Source organism: Shewanella sp. WXL01, from assembly GCF_012263345.1.
Lineage (GTDB): Bacteria > Pseudomonadota > Gammaproteobacteria > Enterobacterales > Shewanellaceae > Shewanella > Shewanella maritima.
In genome coordinates this window covers 572994-591934 of sequence record NZ_JAAIKQ010000003.1, presented here as the reverse complement: position 1 = coordinate 591934, position 18941 = coordinate 572994, and the positions used below count along the sequence as shown (strand labels likewise).

The window sequence follows — 18941 nt, the reverse complement described above, 5'->3', positions numbered from 1 at the left end:
TTGCCACCGCAAGCGGCTTTTTGTTTTTTACCCCCGCAGATCTTCTGCAACAGTTAAATCTTTTCATCAACTCAGCTCTCAGCAATGCCTTGATTCGTCATTGTTTATATAAGTTAAGTCTTATTCTGTTGATAAAACCTACAACAAATCCTTTGTAAATTCTCATAAAAACAAAACGCTACAACCAAATCTTCAATCATCACCCACAAGTCCATTAGATTTTTCTCATAAATTGATTGCAGCCACCTTTAAAGTCCATTAGAATTTTCTCATAGACTTTAAACAAGTAATCAAAGTTAGGTAAGCCATCATGCAGCAGTCAAATACTCGTTACGCCATTGCCCAACAGCAAATGACAGCGAGCGCAATCGAACATGCAAATAACAAACTATCGAGTCAAAACCCATTACCAGGGCTTGCACGCTTGAGCTTTCCTTTGCTGCTAATTGTGCTTGCTGCATTCACAACGCTATCAAACAGCGTTGTCGCCAAGCCACTCGCTATCTGGACTGTCAAAGAGGTTGAAATAACTAAACCGGTTTATTTCAATGCACAAGTTGAGGCAACAAAAGCGGCGACGGTATCTGCACAAACCTCAGGGCGAGTCATTGCGGTACATTATGATGTTAATGACCTAGTCGAAGCGGGTTCACCACTGCTTGAAATCACCAGTGAAGAGCAAGCTGCTGAGCTTGGCACAGCCCAAGCAGAACTTGCTAAAGCTAAGGCCATTAACCAAGAAGCTCAGGCGACATTAAAACGTTTTGACAAGCTGTTTCCTCAAGGCGCGATTTCTCAAGGACAAATGGATGAAGCCATCGCAGCGGCTAACACCGCTGAGCAAGCTGTATCCGCAGCTAAGGCGCAGCTTGTTAAGGCAAAACAAAGCCTAAATTACACAACTGTTTCAGCACCCTTTAGCGGCCGCGTCACCCAAAGACACGTGGAACAAGGCGAAACCATTGCTTATGGCCAAGCATTATTTTCTGGCTATGACGACAAACAGCTCAGGGTTAGCTTTTACGTACCTAACTCTCAACTCTCTGAGCTAAAACAAGCCAAAGCTATAGAAATTATCCTTGGCTCACAGATAACAGCCAACAAGCAAGCAACGCTAACAACGAGTGACTTCAACGTGTTTGAGTTTTCCCAAGCGAACCAACAACATCAGGTGCGCGCTAACTTCAATGTAAATAATGCAGCACAAAATCAAGTTCACTTAGGGCAATGGCTTAAAGCGGGTTATCGCAGTGCAGCTCAGCAAGTGATCAGCATCCCTAACTCGGCAATTCATCAGGTCAATGAATTAACAGCAGTCTATTTAAAAGTCGACGAGCAAATCTTACTTACACAAGTGCGTTTGGGGGAGCGGTTAACTTCAGCGCAGGGTGAAAGTGAGCCTAATCTACGCATGGTTATTTCTGGACTAAAGCCGGGAGATCAAATCATTGAAGATGCGTCCGCTTATTTATTGCAACTAGCTGCGCGCAAAGGAGAGTAACCATGCAAGATGACAATGCAACAATGGGGATTTCCGGCAAAATCGCTAGCCTATTTCAACTAAGTGCAATCACGCCGCTACTTGCACTTCTTGGTCTGTTACTTGGCGTATTTGCGGTGCTGGTGACACCAAAAGAAGAAGAGCCGCAAATAGACGTTACCTTTGCAGATGTGTTCATTCCATATCCTGGTGCAACGCCAGAGCAAGTTGCCAATCAAGTCACTTTGCCGGCAGAGAAACTGATCTCAGAGATAAAAGGCATCGATACCTTATATTCATTTTCTCAACCCGATGGAGCATTAATCATCGCTATTTTTGAGGTGGGCATTCCACGTGATGAAGCCATCATCAAAATTTATAACCAACTGTATTCAAATAAGGACAAATTCAACCAGGCTGCTGGTATCGGCGAGCCTTTGATCAAACCGCGCGGCATTGAAGATGTACCAATCTTTGGTTTAACTCTGTGGTCGAAAGACCCAAGCGTCAGCGCGCAGCAATTATCTGATGTTGCTAAGGTTGTTGAAACTGAGCTCAAGCGTATTCCTGGTACGCGCGAAATCTACACTCAAGGGCTAGCCGAGCAAACACTAAATATCAAACTTGACCCAAACAAGCTGCGCCAGCACCAACTGGCCTTTAACGACATCGCGCAAGTGCTGCGAGTAAACAACCAGATTTCAACTCACGGCGAATTTACCCAGGACAATCAGGTTATTCAATTGCAAACGGGTGAGTTTTTGCAATCTGTTGATGATGTCAAGAACCTACTTATTTCTGTCACGCAAAACACTGAGCACCTATTAGCAAACGGTGTCTATCTTAAAGATCTCGCCGAGATCACTCTGCGCCCAGATACGCCAAAACAACTTGTTATCCATGCCGATAAAACTGGGCAATATAATGCGGTAACCATCGCCATAGGTAAGCAAGTAGGAAAAAATGCTGTCGATATTACTGGTCAAATCAAGCAACACTTAACTGCTATCGACAATGTGTTGGTGCCAGATAATATCAATATGGCTATATCACGAGATTATGGCGCTACCGCCGGCGATAAAGCCAATACGCTGATATTTAAACTGATTTTTGCCACAGTGGCAGTTGTGCTGTTAGTGCTGCTAACCATGGGCGCCCGCGAATCTGCAATTGTCGGTGTTGCCATTATCATTACCCTTGCTCTTACTCTTTTTGCGTCAATGGCTTGGGGTTTTACCTTAAATCGTATCTCACTGTTTGCACTGATTTTCTCAATCGGTATTTTGGTTGATGATGCCATTGTCGTGGTTGAGAATATTCATCGCCACATGGCACTGAGTAACGAGCCGTTAAGTAAACTCATCCCTAAAGCTGTGGATGAAGTTGGCGGCCCGACCATTCTTGCCACCTTTACCGTTATTGCAGCACTGTTACCTATGGCGTTTGTTTCTGGCCTCATGGGCCCTTATATGAGTCCTATTCCAATTAACTCAAGCATGGGTATGTTGCTGTCATTGGTTATAGCCTTTGTTATGACGCCCTGGCTAAGTAACAAGTGGCTTAAACCCCATCAGCATCAGGGCGAGCAAAATCTAATTCACAAACAAAATCAGCATCACGAGCAACAAGCACCCGATACAGCATCAGGCAAAATGCTTACGCTATTTAGCAAACTAATTAGCCCATTTTTGCATCCAAAGTACGGCAAAACAGCTCGAAAACTAATGGCAGGTGCAATTGTGCTACTTATCGCCATCGCAGTCTCTCTGCCTTATATGCAAGCTGTGGTGCTTAAAATGCTGCCTTTTGACAACAAGTCTGAGTTTCAAGTGATTGTTGATATGCCAGAGGGAACTAGCGTCGAGCAAACGCAACGTTTAATGCAAGAACTTGGGCTGTATTTAACACAGGTTGAAGAGGTTGAGCACCTACAGTTTTATAGTGGTAGCCACTCGCCGATTAACTTTAACGGCTTAGTCAGACATTACTTTTTAAGACAAAGTCAGGAGCTGGGAGACATACAGGTTAATCTAGTGGCAAAAGACAAGCGCGAGCGTAACAGTCATGACATTGCGATGTCAGTACGCGAGCCACTGCAACAAATTGGTAAAAGCTATAACGCCAATATCAAAGTTGTAGAAGTGCCACCAGGGCCGCCAGTTTGGTCGCCTATTGTCGCTGAAGTTTATGCCCCAACCGCTGAGCTGCGCGAGCAAGCTGCAAATATGATTTACCACGGTTTTAAACAAACCGAGCATGTAGTCGATGTCGACATCTATCTGCCAGAAATGCAGCAGCGCTGGCAGCTAAGTATTGACCGCAACAAAGCCGCGCTGCTGGGCGTATCGATTGCAAATGTGGTGAATACGGTCGATAGCGCGATTAATGGCAATATAGCCAGTTATTTATATCAAACAGAGCGCAAACAACCGACGCCTATCAAACTGCAATTAACCGATGCAGATAAAAGTGACTTTTCGCGGGTGCTAAACCTAACGGTCAACGATAATAAGGGCCAAGCAATCCCTATAGCTGAGGTTGTCAGCATCAACCAAGGCAATATCAATAACACCATTATTCATAAGAATATGCGCCCAATGATCATGGTTGTGGCGGATATGGCGGGCCCTACTGGCAGCCCACTTTACGGTATGTTTGATATGGTCGGTCAGCTGAATGTTCCACAAACACCTTTGTCTATTGAGCAGCACTTTGCTAGCCAGCCACAGGGGCTAACCGAAGTTGCTGTGCTATGGGATGGCGAATGGAAAATAACCTATGAGACTTTCCGCGACATGGGCATTGCCTACGCTGTTGGGATGATAGCCATTTATCTGTTAGTGGTCGCTCAATTTAAATCATACTCGGTGCCGCTGATCATCATGGCGCCTATTCCACTGACAGTCATTGGCGTGATGCCTGGTCATGCTCTGTTAGGCGCGCAATTCACTGCGCCGTCAATGATCGGCATGATCGCCCTCGCTGGCATTATTGTGCGCAACTCTATCTTGCTAGTCGACTTTATCCATAGTCAGCAACAAGCAGGTATAGCGTTGGAGCAAGCTGTCATCAACGCAAGTGCAGTAAGAGCCAAGCCAATTATGCTCACCGCCTTTGCCGCTATGATTGGTGCGCTGTTCATTATTGACGACCCCATCTTTAACGGTCTGGCGATCAGTCTGATCTTCGGCATATTCGTTTCAACTGTTTTAACACTAATTGTAATTCCAGTGCTGTATTACGCCTGGATGCATAAACGAACTAACAACCAAGCAAAACAATCCTAATGAATAAGGGGAACACTATGAGTTACAAGCTAAATCTTGAACAAAGCATCATGGCCTTTGCTGCATTAATGATATTGCTTTCTGTAGCATTAACCGTGTGGGTTCACCCACTTTTTGTGTGGTTCACGGTATTTATTGGCGTTAACTTATTACAAAGCGTGTTTACTGGCTTTTGCCCTGCGGCAATGATTATGAAAGCCCTTGGTGTAAAAACTGCAGAACAAATGGCAGCCACAAAACCGGAATAACAAGCCCAGCTAAAGAGATAAAGTAATGGTCAAACATCAGGCTGATGCGATAAAGTAATACCCCATTGGATGTAGCAACTTTTTGGACTAAGTTAATGATGTTATTTAAGCAATCTCTCAACACTCGCATGTTTGCAACCCTTGCATGCGTACTGTTAATCATTTGGGCTAATCTTGCACAAGCATCTGAGCCCAGCAGAGAGTTACAGGCATGGGATAAAATTGCTAATGGCGCTATGGTCATTGATGTAAGAACCGCAGAAGAGTTTGCAGCAGGTCACCTTGATAATGCGATAAACATTCCATTTGAGTTTATTGTGTCTCGCTTGGCCAAACTCGGTGTCGCTAAAGATACTGACATAGTGCTTTATTGTCGCAGCGGACGTCGAAGCGGTATCGCCCACAATGAACTAATCAAAGCTGGGTTTACCAATAGCCATAATGGTGGCGGCTACATGCCGATGCTAAAAGTAAAAGCCAATACGCTTAAACAATAGTGTTAAGAACCAGCACTCACCTGATTTAATACAAATCATGACAAAGCCAAGCTAACTGCTTGGCTTTGTATTTTTAATACCAATTAGGATAAATAAGTGATTAGAGGTTACGCAGAAAAAATCGCTTAGAACAAGGCAGAAATTGCAGCTAGCTATTTGTTCTACCTACAAAATTTCTAACGAAGTTATAAGCCATTTTTACCAATAAGAAGCAACCAGTAAGAATGATCACATTCTTGTGCTAATTGGTATAAGTTCAATCACTTAAATGCTTATGCATTGGAATACAGGCAAGGTCAAATCCACGGGGAGAGTGATAAATGCTTTGCTGCTCACCTTTAAAACCACAGCGACGATAGAACCCAGCGGCATTTAAGGTCGCATCCAGCTGTAAGCGTTTAATACCTAGCCCTTTTGCCAGCGCCTCTAAGCGCTTCATCATATGAAAACCTAAGCCTGTGCCTGTGTAGTTTGGCTCAGTAAATATCGCATCAATTAAGCCGATGTCTGTTTCATCAGTCTTCGCCACCAGCATGCCAGACACTAACACTTTTTCTTGTTTCGCATCGGTCAGCACATAGCCATGGGCTGCTAAATCAGCAATAAACTGCTCTGGCAAATCACCAGATGTCCAGCGCTGCATCAACTCAACTGGATACGCCTTGGTACATAACGCCATAATAGCGCGGTTACGAATATCAAATACCGCTGGCGCGTCCTCTCGAGTTGCTTTGCGAAATATCACATCCAATTTGTGCTCCTACGCTAACCTACTAGCTAACTTAAAGTTGAGCTAAAGAACCTTAATGCAATGACTACTCGGCTTTCAACACTTCCAGTTCAACAGACAAACTGTGTTCAGCATTTGCTAACAAGATTTCATCTTCAGTGATGGTGACGCTTAACTCGATATTGCGGTCTACAAACTGCGCCATTGCCGTTACCGCATCTTCTGGAATGTTATACACCTTGAGGTTTTGATAGCGTGCTAATGCCGCCTGATTTTGTTGCCACCAAACTGGTACGCTGCGCCCTCCATAGGTGTATAGCACCACAGACTTAGCTCTACCAGCCGCTTTACGCAGCCATTTCTCATCGCTTTGACCAAAGGCAACCCAAAGGTCGACCTCACCAGAGAGACTCACGTCCCAAAGCTCTGCTTCATCATCAACACAAAGCCCTTTGCTAAAGCTCAATGTCTCAGAGGCATTTAACGCAAAAGCCAGCAAGCGAACCATCATGCGCTCATCAGTTTCTGAAGGGTGCTGTGCCAACGTCAAACTATGATCGCAATAATAGTGACGTACCATATCTGCAATTTGTAGAGATACTTTGAAAACAGTGGATTTTAAAGCCATGAAGATCCTAAACGGGGAAAGAGAAAAACTTGACCCGATGATACCGCGAAGTGCCAAATTGGGCTAACGGTAAAGTTAGCCAAGGGTCTGAATTAGCGGGTCAGCGGCTGAACGGATTAAACGGTTTCACATAACTGCCTAAAATACTAACAGCCCCCAAAAAAGAGAGCGCCTAAGAACACTCTAAGGTTTGGGGAAGTCATTTTAAAAAACTAAATCAGGCCTGGACGTATATGCTTAGCTTCTGGGAAGTGAGCAACTAACTCTTTAATGACTTGCACATCGGCAATAATTAACAAACGCTCACCTGAAGCTAATCGCGCGCTAATATCACTCTTGAGCAATAATTCGCTGCGCTCAGCATCCCGGCGAAACAACTCATTAAGCCCACTCGGAATCGCGCTGTCGCAGCATACGGTATCAATACGCTGCAATAATGGCATAGCCGCCATTGGTAGCAGATCTGCAGGGGCATCAATATTAACTAACAACAACTCGCCTGCCGCGCTTAAATCATTAAACGCGGCGTCAAAATGATAAGGGGTTTGCTCATCAAAGCGCTCTTGATTGAGTTTAAAGAACCGTTCCCAAAATAAACGCCGCGACTTGCCCTCAGGTAACGCCTGTTGCACCTGTTGGCGCTTAGTGGCAACAAAATCAAATAAAGGTGCCAGCGAGCGCGGCAACATGGCTTCTAGTTTAGCGCGGATAGTGCGAGCAAATACTGGCGCGGCGCCTGAAGTACTAATCGCGATCGTGAGCTTACCTCTATCGACGATTGATGGCGTAATAAACTGGCAATACTCAGGATTATCAACCACATTCGCCCAAATTTTGCGCTGAGCAGCGATTATAGATAGCTGGCAATTCAGGGCATTATTTGCGGTAGCAAGATAAACTAAATCTACATCATTAATGTCAGCCTCAAGCACTTCGCGCTCTATAAGCTCTATTCTTCCTTGGCGATGATATTGACGTATCTCGTTACTAACATCAGGCGCAATCACTAAAATACTAACTTGTGAACGAGCCAATAAATCTATCTTGCGACTGGCCACATCACCCGCACCAACCACCAGCACCTTAAGCTTGCTAGTATCAACAAACAGTGGGAAATACTGCATTTGCAGATTACTCCGTTACCACATTTAAGCCTGCGGCTATAGCGCCCTTGTAACCGCCAATGAGCGATTTAACCTGGCTATAGCCCATCTTGTTTAAATGATGAGCCGCCATCACCGAGCGGTGACCACCACCACAATAAAGGACAATTGTTTGCTCGGTATCTGGATACAAGCGCTCAATATCTCGTTCAATAATACCGCGGCCAAGATGCACAGCATTTGGTAAGCGCCCTTGTGCCCACTCATGATCTTCTCGTACATCAATTAATAATACTGACGTGATAGCATTGAGTTCATCAAGCGTCACTTCAGTAACTAGGGGGCGAATTGATTCTACAAGTGCGACAAAACCTGGAGAGTGCTGCATATTTTTGACCTGCAATAGTAATAAACGGGGAAGATTAGCATCTTGGAAATATCTGAGACTTAGCTTGAGTCAGCAAATATTAACTACAGAGCCTCCGCTAGCAACAATAGCCTCATTTAGGAGTAAAGCTCCGTCGCTAATTACAAACCTTTGGCTTAGGCGCGCTGCATTGCCAGCAAAGCTCAAAATTACCTTGGTTAAGCTCTTGGCACTGCACGCATTTCCATTGTGGACGCTCAACTTGATGATTTTCAAGCAATGACTGCGCAGCTTCTAAGTGAGCGGCCTCGACCCATAGCTCAACATTTTGCATATCAACGGGCAATTCGCCCACACCACCAAGTAGCGCCTCACCTTTGAGTTCAACTGCAATCCCACGGGTTTCAAGCAAGCCCTTCCATGTGTGTGCTTGAAGTAGATTCCCGCCTGTTAACAAGACTTTTCTGTTTTCCATTTGTTATCCTAACTGCATTGCTCTTATTGGCAAATTTTGTTCATCCTAACCGTCTCGATTGCTGCTGTCGAGAGTCTGATGTTGATTTACAATACTCAGCAGGTACGATTTCCGAACGGTAAAGTGCACAAAAATCAGCCAGTAAAACTATTTGCAAGCAATTGCCGAGAAAAATACAAATCTAATCCATACGTTTGTAAAAGAAGTCCTTCCTCCTCGACTCCCCATCAATTACACCGATATCAAAATTAACATCTGTATCAACCGCAATATGGGTACTAAAGGAAAAACAGCTACAGCTATTATCAATGCTAGACATGGTAAACCTAGCCGATTAGGGGAAATTGATACATCTTACGATTAACAAATCCAGCCAAGAACATTTAACATGTTTTATTAAGTTTAAGGCATCAACAAGTCAATTGAATTGGCAAAATGGTTAATCTATAATCCTTTTACAGTCAAAGTGTTAACTATTTCTCAACACAAGCACAACTTCAGTGATTATTATGATGCGCACCTCTAAAACTCTGCTGAGTGTATTTAGCGCCATTGCAGCCGCTTATTTCATTTTCGTCCTGGCCTTCAGCCAAGGAATGAGCGTGTTACAAAACAAAGATTACCATCCTAAAATTCAACGTATAGATCTCAATCAAGTAGAGAAAGTTAATTCTGAACTGGTAGGATTTTTCCTGCTGGATTATGACATTGTAAAAAACAATCATGGCTTTTATGCAGTGTTGGACAAAAGCCAGCAAGGTGTTGTTGATGCGGTCAAGCTAAGTGATATTTTAAAAGAAGTAATGATGTTTAGTAATATTCCGCTATTACTGTTTATCATTATTGGCTTTGCTGTGCCGTTTTATATTAATGCGCAAACCTCCCGCAAACTTAACTCCTCACTGAAACAAGTAAACGAGCAAGCTGACAAACTACTCGATATTTACAAAATTGAACTGGCACCAATCCAGCTGCAAAACCCTATTGCTAAGCTTAATCAATCTCTGATCGAAATTCACAAAAGTGTGCTGACCAGTATGCAGCAAAATCAGATCAGTATTTTTCAAGACAAATTAACCGGCCTTGCCGACCGTCACGCCTATCTTGAGCATTTAGAAACAGAACTTGCTGACGCGCAAAAATTCAACCGTCGCCAAGCATTGCTGTTCATTGACCTCGACGGCTTTAAGCAGGTAAATGACTCTTTCGGTCACTCATTTGGTGATGAAGTATTGATTCAAGTTGCCGAGCGCCTAGCAACTGTAGTGCGCAACCATGGCTTGAGCAAAGTAAGTCCTATCACTCAACTTGAGCTAAACCTATCACGACTAGGTGGCGATGAATTCTCGATTTTTATCCAAGATATTATTGATGATAAAGGCGTGGTTGAAGTCGCTACAAATGTGCTGCAAGAAATTGAGCGCGACTTTGTGCTAGGAAATAAAACCATCAAAATTGGTGCAAGTATCGGTATTGCGGTATACCCAGATAGCGCGTCAAACCCCAATGCTCTGCTGCAAATGGCAGACGTTGCTATGTACCGAGCCAAATCCGATGGTCGCGGCATTTTCCGAGTATATTCTCCTGAGATGGGCAGTAAAATCCGCCGCTACCACTACTTACTTGAAGAATTGCGCCTAGCAATGGCAAGCCAGAACTTTCACCTGTCTTTTCAACCCATCGTGCGCGTTGAAGATTGCAGCATTGATTATTTTGAATGCCTACTACGCTGGAATCACCCAATTGAAGGCTCCATTTCTCCAGCCGAGTTTATCCCCATTGCCGAGGAGTCTAACCTTATCCTTGAGCTAGGTAACTGGATTTTGTTTGAAGCCTGTCGGCAGATGTCAGCATGGCATGCAGCCGGTATGAACAAGGTGCGCATGTCGATCAACATTTCAGGGGTACAACTCAAACACCTACCACTACATAGCTGGGTAATGGATACCCTTAATAAAGTCGGCTTGCCACCACGCGCTTTGCTGCTGGAGATCACCGAATCCTGCTTTATTGATGCTTCTGAAGAAGTCACCAATAACCTACAAAAACTGCGCGATGAAGGCGTGCAAATCGCTATTGATGATTTTGGTACTGGCTTTAGCTCGCTATCGACACTGGCAAACTTGCCGGTTGATGTGATCAAAATTGACCGTCTGTTCATCGACCAAGCCAACATTAACCCTAAATATCAAAAGATCCTTAACTCTATTAGCGAACTGGGCAAAAACTTAGACCTTAAGATTGTTGCCGAGGGTGTTGAGCTTGCCTCGCAGTTTCAGTTAGTTAAAAAGCTTGGTATTCATTGTGTGCAAGGCTATCTCATCAGCCGCCCAGAAACCTCACATCAGGTTGGTGCTAATGTGATCAGCAAAAACCTTGGTCACCTAGCACTGACTGGGACTAGCGTAGTAAGGCCTAAAGAGCTTTAATCGCTAACAGTTGATTCGTATACTTTGATTAAAAGCTTTGTTTTAAAAGCATAACCCAGAGCGTTACCTAACAGGCAGTAACTGCTCTGCCTGTAACACTATCTAAAACGACACAATGAAAGGACTCAAATGTACTTAGCGCTACTCAGCCAAAACACCTCTGCAAACGGCAAACAAGCTATCACCCAGCTTATCCAGCACTTAAGTAACAATACAGATAAGCGCATATCTGAGCTCAAGTTGACTTATATCGCCTCTGCACCGGATGCTACAAAGCAATTTTTCTCGCCAACAGCTGAATTCTATAAAAGCGTTGGGATAAATCACATTGAGTACCTTGAGATTGAGCAACCTCTAAGTGATGTAGAGTTGGCAATGCTGTATCAGGCTGACATAGTTCATCTATCTGGTGGTGATACGTATCGTTTTTTACACTGGCTAAAACAGCAAAACTTACTGCCTATGCTGCGAGAACTGGCCAATAGTGGCACATGTCTGATTGGTGTTAGTGCGGGTGCGATGATCATGAGTCCAGACATAGCGCAAGCCAGCTTATGTGGAGATGAAAATAGCATAGGGCTTCAAGATACTTGCGCCCTAGGTTTAATCGACAAGCTCTTTAGCCCTCACGCAAGCAAAAGTCTCGATGAACAAACTCAGGCCAAAGCGTTTACGAAACAACTAAGTCACCCGGTGGTATTGTGTAGCGACGATGATGCAATAGTGGTGACCAATGACACTGTGAGTTATTTTGGCCAGCCGATGGTCATTGGCTAAGCGCAGTCCTTATCTATCTTGAGAGCTGAATTCAGACCTGAATTGATGCTTCTTTGCTGATTAATACCTGCTTCACCAATACCTGCGCCTGCTAATTTACCCATGCTTTGCTCAAGGGTATAATGGCGTTTATATGACAATGAGACAGTCCTTAACGACTCAGCTCAAATCGACAAGTACTCTACTCAATGAAAAAATTTAAGTTTACCTTTGTTATATTATTTGCCGCCCTGGGCATGTATCTCTACAGCATAGTGACCGCACCCATTCCATACCGTGTTATCGACCAAGACAACTCAGGTATTGTGTCATTAGACGAAATTAGTGAGCTAAGTAACTTAAAAGTCAGAACGCTAATTAAAACCGGAGAAATCTGTCGCCAATATTATTGGCAACATCCTGATGACACAGTGCATCAAGTGTGTAAGCCAAGCACGGCTTCAAATTAATCGTACTTTTGATCCTCCTGTGTCATACCTCTTAGTTCACTTTCTTAGCTAACCTTCTTAGCTTTACCAATTAACTCGCGCATCTTAGCTGCATTCCTGTACGCTAAGAGCGTAGCTAAGAGGTAGATTGCAACATTGAATGGTTTTTTAGTTAATCTGAGCAACCGATATTGCTACCTGCGTTAGCACAAATACCCTCCGCAGAACCATTATGACCAAATGTGATATCGATATCTCATTTTTAGCAAACCTATGACTGTGCTAGCTATTTCAAGCCATTTAAAAAATCTGACATAAAAACACCCTATTAGTGACATAAATCCATCACTTGCTTGTCATTTAGCTAAATTAACTTAGCCGCACTCTATTTAATTCAAATAAAGCAAACGCAGAGTCTTAGGAGAGCGCAGTGAGTAAGGAAATATTTAATCCAACTCGTTTCAACAAGAGTGATAACGTGGAATTTGACAAGGTATTAGCAGCACACCTTAGTCGTCGTAGTATTCTAAAAAGTGGCCTAGGTTTAGGTGCGATGGCAACGTTTGGCACCTTTGGCCTTGCGGGCTGTGGTTCAAGCTCTAGTGACAACCCTATTGCCGACATCAAGCTAGGTTTCGAGTCAATTGTTGGTTCTAAAACTGATGCGGTCTCAGTACCTCAAGGCTACACGGCGCAAGTGCTAGCACCTTGGGGACAACCAATCACAGCAAACGGTTCACAATGGCAAGCCGATGGCAGCAATAACGCTGTTGACCAAGACAATGCCATGGGTATGCATCACGACGGCCTGCACTTTTTCCCACTGAATGACTCAGAAACAGACGGTCTTTTGTGTATCAACCATGAATACATCGACCAAAACGCCCTGCACCCTAACGGTAGTGACAAAGATGAAAATGGTATCCGCTCTAGTGTCGATCAAGTACGCAAAGAAATTAACGCCCACGGCGTAGCTGTGGTTCGCGTACAACTTGACGATAACGGTCAATGGAATGTGGTTGATAACGACCCATTAAACCGCCGTTACACTGGCTTAACCACTATGGATATTTCAGGCCCTCTCGCTAACTCAGCTAAGTTAGCTACGCCTTTTTCACCTGATGGTAGTCAAGCTCGCGGCACACTAAACAATTGCGGTAACGGCTATACCCCTTGGGGTACTTACCTAACTTGTGAAGAAAACTGGCCAGGCTACTTCATCAACACAGGTGAAACGACTGAGGAGCAAGAGCGCATCGGTATCGATACTTCAGGTACTACGCGTTATGGCTGGGAGACACTAGCAGGTAATGCCGAAGAGCAAAACGATGAGTTTACTCGCTTTAATGTGACACCAACGGGTAACAGCGCAGCAGAAGACTACCGCAATGAAGCAAATGGTCACGGTTATATCGTTGAAATTGACCCGTATACTGCTAATTCTCGCGCAGTTAAACGTACAGCACTAGGGCGTTTTCGTCACGAAGGCTGCACGTTCGGTAAACTAGAAGCAGGTAAACCGATTACCTTCTATTCTGGTCACGATTCACGCTTTGAATACATGTACAAGTTTGTGTCAAAAGAAGTGTGGAATGAAGCCGATGCCAATGCCCAAGACCGCATGGCAATGGGTGATAAGTACATGGACCAAGGTACCTTGTACGTGGCTAAATTTGACGCAGACGGCGTAGGTAGTTGGTTGCCACTTGCTCTTGATGCCATGACAAAAGATGGCGGCACCCTTGCCGATCACTTTGCCAGCCTAGAAGAGATTATTCTTAACACCGCAGGTGCAGCAGACCTTGTTGGTGCAACGCCAATGGACCGCCCAGAGTGGTGCGCTGTCGACCCATACACAGGTACTGTGTACCTTACGCTAACTAACAATACTAAGCGCGATGAATCAGCAGGCACTAACCCTGCAAACCCACGCTTGAACAACAAATTTGGTCACGTTATTCGCTGGGATGAAGGCGAAACGGCAACTGAGTTTACCTGGGATATTTTTGTATTCGGCTCTGACGCGGCTGGTGATGCGCAAACTAACCTATCTGGCCTTAACGAGTTTAACCAATTCGCTAGCCCAGACGGCCTTGCCTTTGATAAGCGCGGCATCATGTGGATTCAAACCGACAATGGTGCTGAAGAAGTAACCAACTATACCAACGATCAAATGCTAGCGGTAATTCCAGCAAAACTTACCGATAGCGATGGTAATCTAGAGACAATTAACTCTGAAAACCAAGGTGAGCTGCGCCGCTTCTTCGTTGGTCCAAACGGCTGTGAAGTCACAGGTTTTACCATCACCCCTGACTACAAAACCATGTTTGTTTCTATCCAACACCCAGGCAACTGGCCATACAGCAATGATGCTGCAGAAGCGACGCCAGCAGGCATGACAGTGCGTCCACGCGCATCGGTTGTCGCAATCCGCAAAACCGACGGCAGCGAACTTGGCGTATAAAAACACTAAATTGGGTCAGAGTAAAATGTTAACCTTCTGACTCTATTTACAATTAATTTGAAATAAAATGACAAAGGCAGGATTATTCCTGCCTTTTTATTTGCTCACAGTTGCACTTCGGAGTTGAATTCAGGCCTGTTAGCAACGCAATTACTGTTGCACGCTTGGTACTACACTCGCTATTCGCGCAATAAAAACTCCACAGCTTTGGCTAGGTTAGGGTCGTTAGGGTCTGATATGTTGGTTTTCCAAATTATCTCGCCGTCACGATTAATAAATACCGTGGTTGGCGTGCCGCGCACCTCATAGGTATCGGCAACCTCCTCTCCCTCTAGCAAAGTCATAAACTCGATGCCGCGATCACTCAGCACTTTCGCAGGCTGTGCCCCTTTATCTTCGCGAATACTGATCCCCAGCATAACTAAGTCAGTGTCTTTATGCTGCAGGCGTAATTGCTCTAACCCGGGCTGCAGTTTTTTACAATAAGGGCACCAGGTGGCCCAAAAGTGGATCACCATAGGACGCCCCTTAAATTGCATCAACGACACAATTTCACCCTCAGCATTTGCTAACTGAAAATCAGGTGCCTTGGTGCCATTACTCGCAGCTGACTGCGCATGCTTAGATAGCCCAATTAAGGCGCTAAAAGATACAACTAAAATCAATAACGTCAGTTTGATGTAATTTGGCATAAGAGTTCTCTTCATTTGTTAGCGACTGGATACTAGTTACCAATAACAGACCTGACGAGTTAACGTTTGTATTCAGCAAAAACAAACCTAAATTAAAAACTCACAGCAAATTAACCCGAAAGCATGATAACCAAGGGAAACTGCCATCCATTTGCTACAGTTAACAGTAAATAGCAATAACTAAGGCATAAGCCTTTATCTACTGCGCTTAAGCCTTGCCTTAGCAAGCCTTTCAACACACAGGAGGCTCCGTATGTCTACCTATTCCCAACGTTTAAAGCTGGTGCAACTAACTGCGATATCTAGCCTTTTGTTTGCGCTAATCGGCTTTAGCTATAACGTCTGGCGCATGCAAGCCTCTGAGCACAATGCCAATATTCGCGATGCCAGTTTTGAGATGTTGCTGCAACTCTCTGAATTAGAACTCATCATTTATGCAGGTCATTACGACCAAGACAGCAAGCTAGGCTCACCTCGTAAAGGCTGGGTAAAAGTGGGGCTCATTAATGACTTGAGCCTGATCACCACACCTAGCGTACAAAATAGTACAAAACAGCTAAAACAAACATGGCAACAACATTGGCAAAGCTACCAACAGCAACAACAATCAACCAATGAGATTGTTGCGCAAATTGATCAAGTGAGAGTGGAAGTCAGGGCATTACTCAAGGATTTAAACTAGCGTTTGAATCCAAAGATAAGTAAATGAAATTTAAAGAATATATTTCTACTCTATGTTTAGCAAAAAACGGCTGTTTTTATTAACAAACTTAAGTACAGTAATGACTATGGTTAATGCTTGAACAAGATTAACCACTGCATAATAACGAACTCATGCGCAAAGCACGCAAGGACAAACAACTAAGGACAGCAGCTATGCCTACATATCAAGCACCCATTCGCGACTATCAATTTATTCTCAATGAACTGCTCAATGTTTATCAGTACACAGACCTCAAAGGATTTGATGAATTTGATAGTGAACTAGTTGATGCCATCTTACAAGGCGTTGCAGACTTCACCACAGAAGTGATGCTACCTCTCAATGCTAGCGGCGATCTGCAGGGCTGCAAACTAGAAGATGGAAAAGTCATCACGCCGGATGGTTTTATCGATGCGTATCAGCAATACGTTGATAATGGCTGGGCCACCCTCACCTGTGACGTTGAATACGGAGGACAAGGCCTGCCTGAAGTCGTGGGTGTATTTGCCACTGAGATGAAATCATCAACTAATATGGCTTTTGCCATGTATCCTGGGTTAACACATGGCGCTTACGCCGCAATCCATGCCCATGGTAGCGATGAGCTAAAAAACAAGTACCTACCTAAACTGGTCAGTGGTGAGTGGACTGGCACCATGAACCTCACTGAATCTCACGCAGGCACCGACTTGGCTTTACTTCGCACTAAAGCTGAGCCTGTAGAAGACGGGTTGTTCGCCATTAGCGGCGAGAAAATCTTTATTTCATCTGGCGATCATGACCTTGCAGAAAATATCGTTCACCTAGTGCTTGCCAAACTGCCAGACGCACCCGAGGGCGTAAAAGGTATCTCGCTATTTGCTGTGCCTAAAATCATGGTTAATGGTGATGGCAGCTTAGGTGAAGCCAATACCTTACATGCTGCCGCGCTTGAGCATAAAATGGGGATCCACGGTAACTCGACTTGTGTCATGGTGTTTGATAATGCCAAAGGTGAGTTGATTGGCGAACCTCATCAAGGACTGCGCGCCATGTTTACCATGATGAACCAAGCTCGTTTAGGTGTGGGTATACAAGGCCTTGGACTATCAGAAATTGCCTATCAGAATGCCCTTACTTACGCTAAAGAGCGTATCCAAGGCCGTGCGTTGAGCGGCGCAAAACAAACCGAGCAAAAAGCTGATTCAATTTTGGTTCATGGTGATGTGCGCCGCATGTTGTTATCACAAAAAGCACTTAACCAAGGTGCGCGCGCATTAATGGGTCAACAAGCGCTATGGCTTGACCAAGCTGAGCGCAATGTCGATACCGTCAAGGCAAAACAAGCGCATGCCATTGCCGCCCTATTCACTCCAATCGTTAAGGGCTTTGTTACCGATCAGGGCTTTAAGGCCTGTGTCGATGCTCAGCAGGTCTTTGGTGGTCACGGTTATATTAATGAATGGGGAATGGAACAATTCGTACGCGATTGCCGCATTGCCATGATTTATGAAGGCACTAACGGTGTACAAGCGCTGGATCTTGTTGGCCGTAAACTATTATCAGATAAAGGCGCAGCTTTAATGGCCTGGTCAGAAATGGTGAAAAGCTTTATTGAGCAGCATGCGGGAAATGATGAGATGCAGCCATTCATTGGCGGTTTGATGAAAGCGGCAGCAGACCTTGAACGTGCAACCGGTTACATAGTGAAAGCGGCACAAACCAACCCAGATTTGATTGGTGCGGCATCAATGGCCTATATGCAAATTTTAGGGATCACATCGTTAGCCTGGATGTGGGCAAGGATGGCGGCAACCTCACTTGAGGCGCTAGCCAACGGTAGCGACGATACTGCTTTCTATCAAGAAAAGCTTAAAACAGCCAAGTTTTACATGGGTTACTGGGCTGTACAGACAGGCAGCCTAGCAAGACAAATCGAAGCCAGCAGCCAGGATATCGTCGAGTTTGAAGATGAGCTGTTCTAGCCGCTAGCTTTATCAATAAAAAAACAGCTTCCTCGGAAGCTGTTTTTTTTAATTATTCGGCTTGTAAATTGCAGTTACGCATCCCACAGGGTTTCTCTAAAATGCTTGCGGCATACTGACTCGTAACTTTCGTTACCGCCAATGGCAACCTGCTCACCTTCTTTCATTGGCTTACCCGTCTCATCAAGGCGCACCACCATGTTGGCCTTACGGCCGCAATGACAAATGGTTTTAAGCTCAACTAATTTGTCAGCCCACGCAAGAAGATACTGACTGCCAACGAAAAGTTCGCCCTGAAAGTCAGTTCTTAGGCCATAGCACAGTACAGGAATATCAAAGTTGTCGACCACATGGGTTAATTGGCGAACTTGCTCTTTACTTAAAAACTGACACTCATCAACTAATACGCAGTGGATATCTTGCGCCGCTTTTGCGGTGGCGACTAAGTCAATTAGATTGTCTTTGTCACCAAAGACTTGCGCATCGGTTTGAATACCAATACGTGATGAAACCTTGCCCTGACCGTAACGATCATCAATTGATGCGGTCATTACTAAGGTGTTCATACCGCGTTCACGGTAGTTATAAGAAGACTGTAATAATGAAGTCGATTTGCCGGCATTCATTGCCGAATAATAGAAGTACAACTGTGCCAAAACCAAGACCCTT

At 44.5% G+C, this 18941-nt stretch carries 18 protein-coding genes; 10 read left to right on the top strand and 8 right to left on the bottom strand.

Translation table 11 applies throughout. The features are described 5' to 3' along the window. Nucleotides 1–310 precede the first annotated feature (310 nt). From G3R49_RS11285 to G3R49_RS11270, 4 genes are all read left to right on the top strand, one after another. Nucleotides 311–1501 (top strand): efflux RND transporter periplasmic adaptor subunit, encoded by a 1191-nt coding sequence (locus G3R49_RS11285; protein ID WP_245335337.1) that lies wholly within the window; start codon nucleotides 311–313, stop codon nucleotides 1499–1501. 2 nt (nucleotides 1502–1503) lie between these two features. Continuing rightward, the gene (locus G3R49_RS11280) at nucleotides 1504–4767 is read left to right on the top strand and encodes an efflux RND transporter permease subunit (protein ID WP_167869702.1); all 3264 of its coding nucleotides are present in this window, start codon (nucleotides 1504–1506) and stop codon (nucleotides 4765–4767) included. 17 nt (nucleotides 4768–4784) lie between these two features. Further along, on the top strand, nucleotides 4785–5015 hold the full coding sequence (locus G3R49_RS11275; RefSeq protein WP_245335336.1) for a DUF2892 domain-containing protein: 231 nt from the start codon (nucleotides 4785–4787) through the stop codon (nucleotides 5013–5015). A gap of 95 nt (nucleotides 5016–5110) precedes the next feature. After that, nucleotides 5111–5512 carry a rhodanese-like domain-containing protein gene (locus tag G3R49_RS11270; protein ID WP_167869701.1) on the top strand — a complete coding sequence of 134 codons (402 nt, stop codon included), beginning with the start codon at nucleotides 5111–5113 and terminating at the stop codon, nucleotides 5510–5512. Between the two features lie 256 nt (nucleotides 5513–5768). Here G3R49_RS11270 and G3R49_RS11265 read toward each other — a convergent pair whose 3' ends face one another. From G3R49_RS11265 to G3R49_RS11245, 5 genes are all read right to left on the bottom strand, one after another. After that, nucleotides 5769–6257 carry a GNAT family N-acetyltransferase gene (locus G3R49_RS11265; protein ID WP_348633926.1) on the bottom strand — a complete coding sequence of 163 codons (489 nt, stop codon included), beginning with the start codon at nucleotides 6255–6257 and terminating at the stop codon, nucleotides 5769–5771. 70 nt (nucleotides 6258–6327) lie between these two features. Further along, the gene (locus G3R49_RS11260; protein ID WP_130601839.1) at nucleotides 6328–6870 is read right to left on the bottom strand and encodes a YaeQ family protein; all 543 of its coding nucleotides are present in this window, start codon (nucleotides 6868–6870) and stop codon (nucleotides 6328–6330) included. Between the two features lie 212 nt (nucleotides 6871–7082). Continuing rightward, on the bottom strand, nucleotides 7083–7994 hold the full coding sequence (locus G3R49_RS11255; RefSeq protein ID WP_167869700.1) for a bifunctional precorrin-2 dehydrogenase/sirohydrochlorin ferrochelatase: 912 nt from the start codon (nucleotides 7992–7994) through the stop codon (nucleotides 7083–7085). A gap of 7 nt (nucleotides 7995–8001) precedes the next feature. Then, nucleotides 8002–8361 carry a rhodanese-like domain-containing protein gene (locus G3R49_RS11250; protein WP_167869699.1) on the bottom strand — a complete coding sequence of 120 codons (360 nt, stop codon included), beginning with the start codon at nucleotides 8359–8361 and terminating at the stop codon, nucleotides 8002–8004. 136 nt (nucleotides 8362–8497) lie between these two features. Beyond that, nucleotides 8498–8815 carry a DUF2007 domain-containing protein gene (locus G3R49_RS11245; RefSeq protein ID WP_130601833.1) on the bottom strand — a complete coding sequence of 106 codons (318 nt, stop codon included), beginning with the start codon at nucleotides 8813–8815 and terminating at the stop codon, nucleotides 8498–8500. 596 nt (nucleotides 8816–9411) lie between these two features. Between G3R49_RS11245 and G3R49_RS11240 the strand changes: the two genes are divergently transcribed. Both G3R49_RS11240 and G3R49_RS11235 read left to right on the top strand, forming a co-directional pair. Continuing rightward, on the top strand, nucleotides 9412–11244 hold the full coding sequence (locus tag G3R49_RS11240; RefSeq protein ID WP_245335352.1) for a bifunctional diguanylate cyclase/phosphodiesterase: 1833 nt from the start codon (nucleotides 9412–9414) through the stop codon (nucleotides 11242–11244). A 129-nt stretch (nucleotides 11245–11373) separates the two neighbouring features. Further along, complete coding sequence (locus G3R49_RS11235; protein ID WP_167869697.1) at nucleotides 11374–12021, top strand: Type 1 glutamine amidotransferase-like domain-containing protein; 648 nt, start codon at nucleotides 11374–11376, stop codon at nucleotides 12019–12021. On the opposite strand, the gene G3R49_RS11230 is transcribed toward G3R49_RS11235, so the two are convergent. After that, entirely contained in the window at nucleotides 12018–12161 is a 144-nt protein-coding gene (locus G3R49_RS11230) for a hypothetical protein (RefSeq protein ID WP_167869696.1), read from the bottom strand. The two genes, G3R49_RS11235 and G3R49_RS11230, sit on opposite strands and share 4 nt — an antisense overlap. Before the next feature lie 48 nt (nucleotides 12162–12209). Here G3R49_RS11230 and G3R49_RS11225 point away from each other — a divergent pair, with 48 nt between their 5' ends. Together G3R49_RS11225 and G3R49_RS11220 are read left to right on the top strand one after the other, a co-directional pair. Beyond that, the gene (locus tag G3R49_RS11225) at nucleotides 12210–12470 is read left to right on the top strand and encodes a hypothetical protein (protein WP_167869695.1); all 261 of its coding nucleotides are present in this window, start codon (nucleotides 12210–12212) and stop codon (nucleotides 12468–12470) included. Between the two features lie 409 nt (nucleotides 12471–12879). Beyond that, nucleotides 12880–14913, top strand: a complete 2034-nt coding sequence (locus tag G3R49_RS11220) for a PhoX family phosphatase (RefSeq protein ID WP_167869694.1) — start codon at nucleotides 12880–12882, stop codon at nucleotides 14911–14913. 179 nt (nucleotides 14914–15092) lie between these two features. Here G3R49_RS11220 and G3R49_RS11215 read toward each other — a convergent pair whose 3' ends face one another. Continuing rightward, nucleotides 15093–15605 (bottom strand): TlpA disulfide reductase family protein, encoded by a 513-nt coding sequence (locus G3R49_RS11215; protein ID WP_167869693.1) that lies wholly within the window; start codon nucleotides 15603–15605, stop codon nucleotides 15093–15095. A 253-nt stretch (nucleotides 15606–15858) separates the two neighbouring features. On the opposite strand from G3R49_RS11215, the gene G3R49_RS11210 reads away from it, so the two are divergent. Continuing rightward, entirely contained in the window at nucleotides 15859–16287 is a 429-nt protein-coding gene (locus G3R49_RS11210) for a hypothetical protein (RefSeq protein WP_167869692.1), read from the top strand. 194 nt (nucleotides 16288–16481) lie between these two features. Next, the gene (locus tag G3R49_RS11205; protein WP_167869691.1) at nucleotides 16482–18272 is read left to right on the top strand and encodes an acyl-CoA dehydrogenase C-terminal domain-containing protein; all 1791 of its coding nucleotides are present in this window, start codon (nucleotides 16482–16484) and stop codon (nucleotides 18270–18272) included. A gap of 74 nt (nucleotides 18273–18346) precedes the next feature. On the opposite strand, the gene G3R49_RS11200 is transcribed toward G3R49_RS11205, so the two are convergent. Beyond that, a complete protein-coding gene (locus G3R49_RS11200) occupies nucleotides 18347–18928 on the bottom strand; it encodes a thymidine kinase (protein ID WP_167869690.1) in 582 nt (193 codons plus the stop codon). Nucleotides 18929–18941: the final 13 nt, after the last annotated feature.

What these genes read in the sequence shown, in the direction of transcription:
- G3R49_RS11225 (WP_167869695.1), top strand. Translation starts at nt 12,210, where the DNA reads ATGAAAAAATTTAAGTTTACCTTTGTTATATTATTTGCCGCCCTGGGC.
- G3R49_RS11250 (WP_167869699.1), bottom strand. Translation starts at nt 8,361, where the DNA reads ATGCAGCACTCTCCAGGTTTTGTCGCACTTGTAGAATCAATTCGCCCC.
- G3R49_RS11275 (WP_245335336.1), top strand. Translation starts at nt 4,785, where the DNA reads ATGAGTTACAAGCTAAATCTTGAACAAAGCATCATGGCCTTTGCTGCA.
- G3R49_RS11235 (WP_167869697.1), top strand. Translation starts at nt 11,374, where the DNA reads ATGTACTTAGCGCTACTCAGCCAAAACACCTCTGCAAACGGCAAACAA.
- G3R49_RS11240 (WP_245335352.1), top strand. Translation starts at nt 9,412, where the DNA reads ATGAGCGTGTTACAAAACAAAGATTACCATCCTAAAATTCAACGTATA.
- G3R49_RS11285 (WP_245335337.1), top strand. Translation starts at nt 311, where the DNA reads ATGCAGCAGTCAAATACTCGTTACGCCATTGCCCAACAGCAAATGACA.
- G3R49_RS11270 (WP_167869701.1), top strand. Translation starts at nt 5,111, where the DNA reads ATGATGTTATTTAAGCAATCTCTCAACACTCGCATGTTTGCAACCCTT.
- G3R49_RS11260 (WP_130601839.1), bottom strand. Translation starts at nt 6,870, where the DNA reads ATGGCTTTAAAATCCACTGTTTTCAAAGTATCTCTACAAATTGCAGAT.
- G3R49_RS11215 (WP_167869693.1), bottom strand. Translation starts at nt 15,605, where the DNA reads ATGCCAAATTACATCAAACTGACGTTATTGATTTTAGTTGTATCTTTT.
- G3R49_RS11255 (WP_167869700.1), bottom strand. Translation starts at nt 7,994, where the DNA reads ATGCAGTATTTCCCACTGTTTGTTGATACTAGCAAGCTTAAGGTGCTG.
- G3R49_RS11245 (WP_130601833.1), bottom strand. Translation starts at nt 8,815, where the DNA reads ATGGAAAACAGAAAAGTCTTGTTAACAGGCGGGAATCTACTTCAAGCA.
- G3R49_RS11280 (WP_167869702.1), top strand. Translation starts at nt 1,504, where the DNA reads ATGCAAGATGACAATGCAACAATGGGGATTTCCGGCAAAATCGCTAGC.
- G3R49_RS11210 (WP_167869692.1), top strand. Translation starts at nt 15,859, where the DNA reads ATGTCTACCTATTCCCAACGTTTAAAGCTGGTGCAACTAACTGCGATA.
- G3R49_RS11205 (WP_167869691.1), top strand. Translation starts at nt 16,482, where the DNA reads ATGCCTACATATCAAGCACCCATTCGCGACTATCAATTTATTCTCAAT.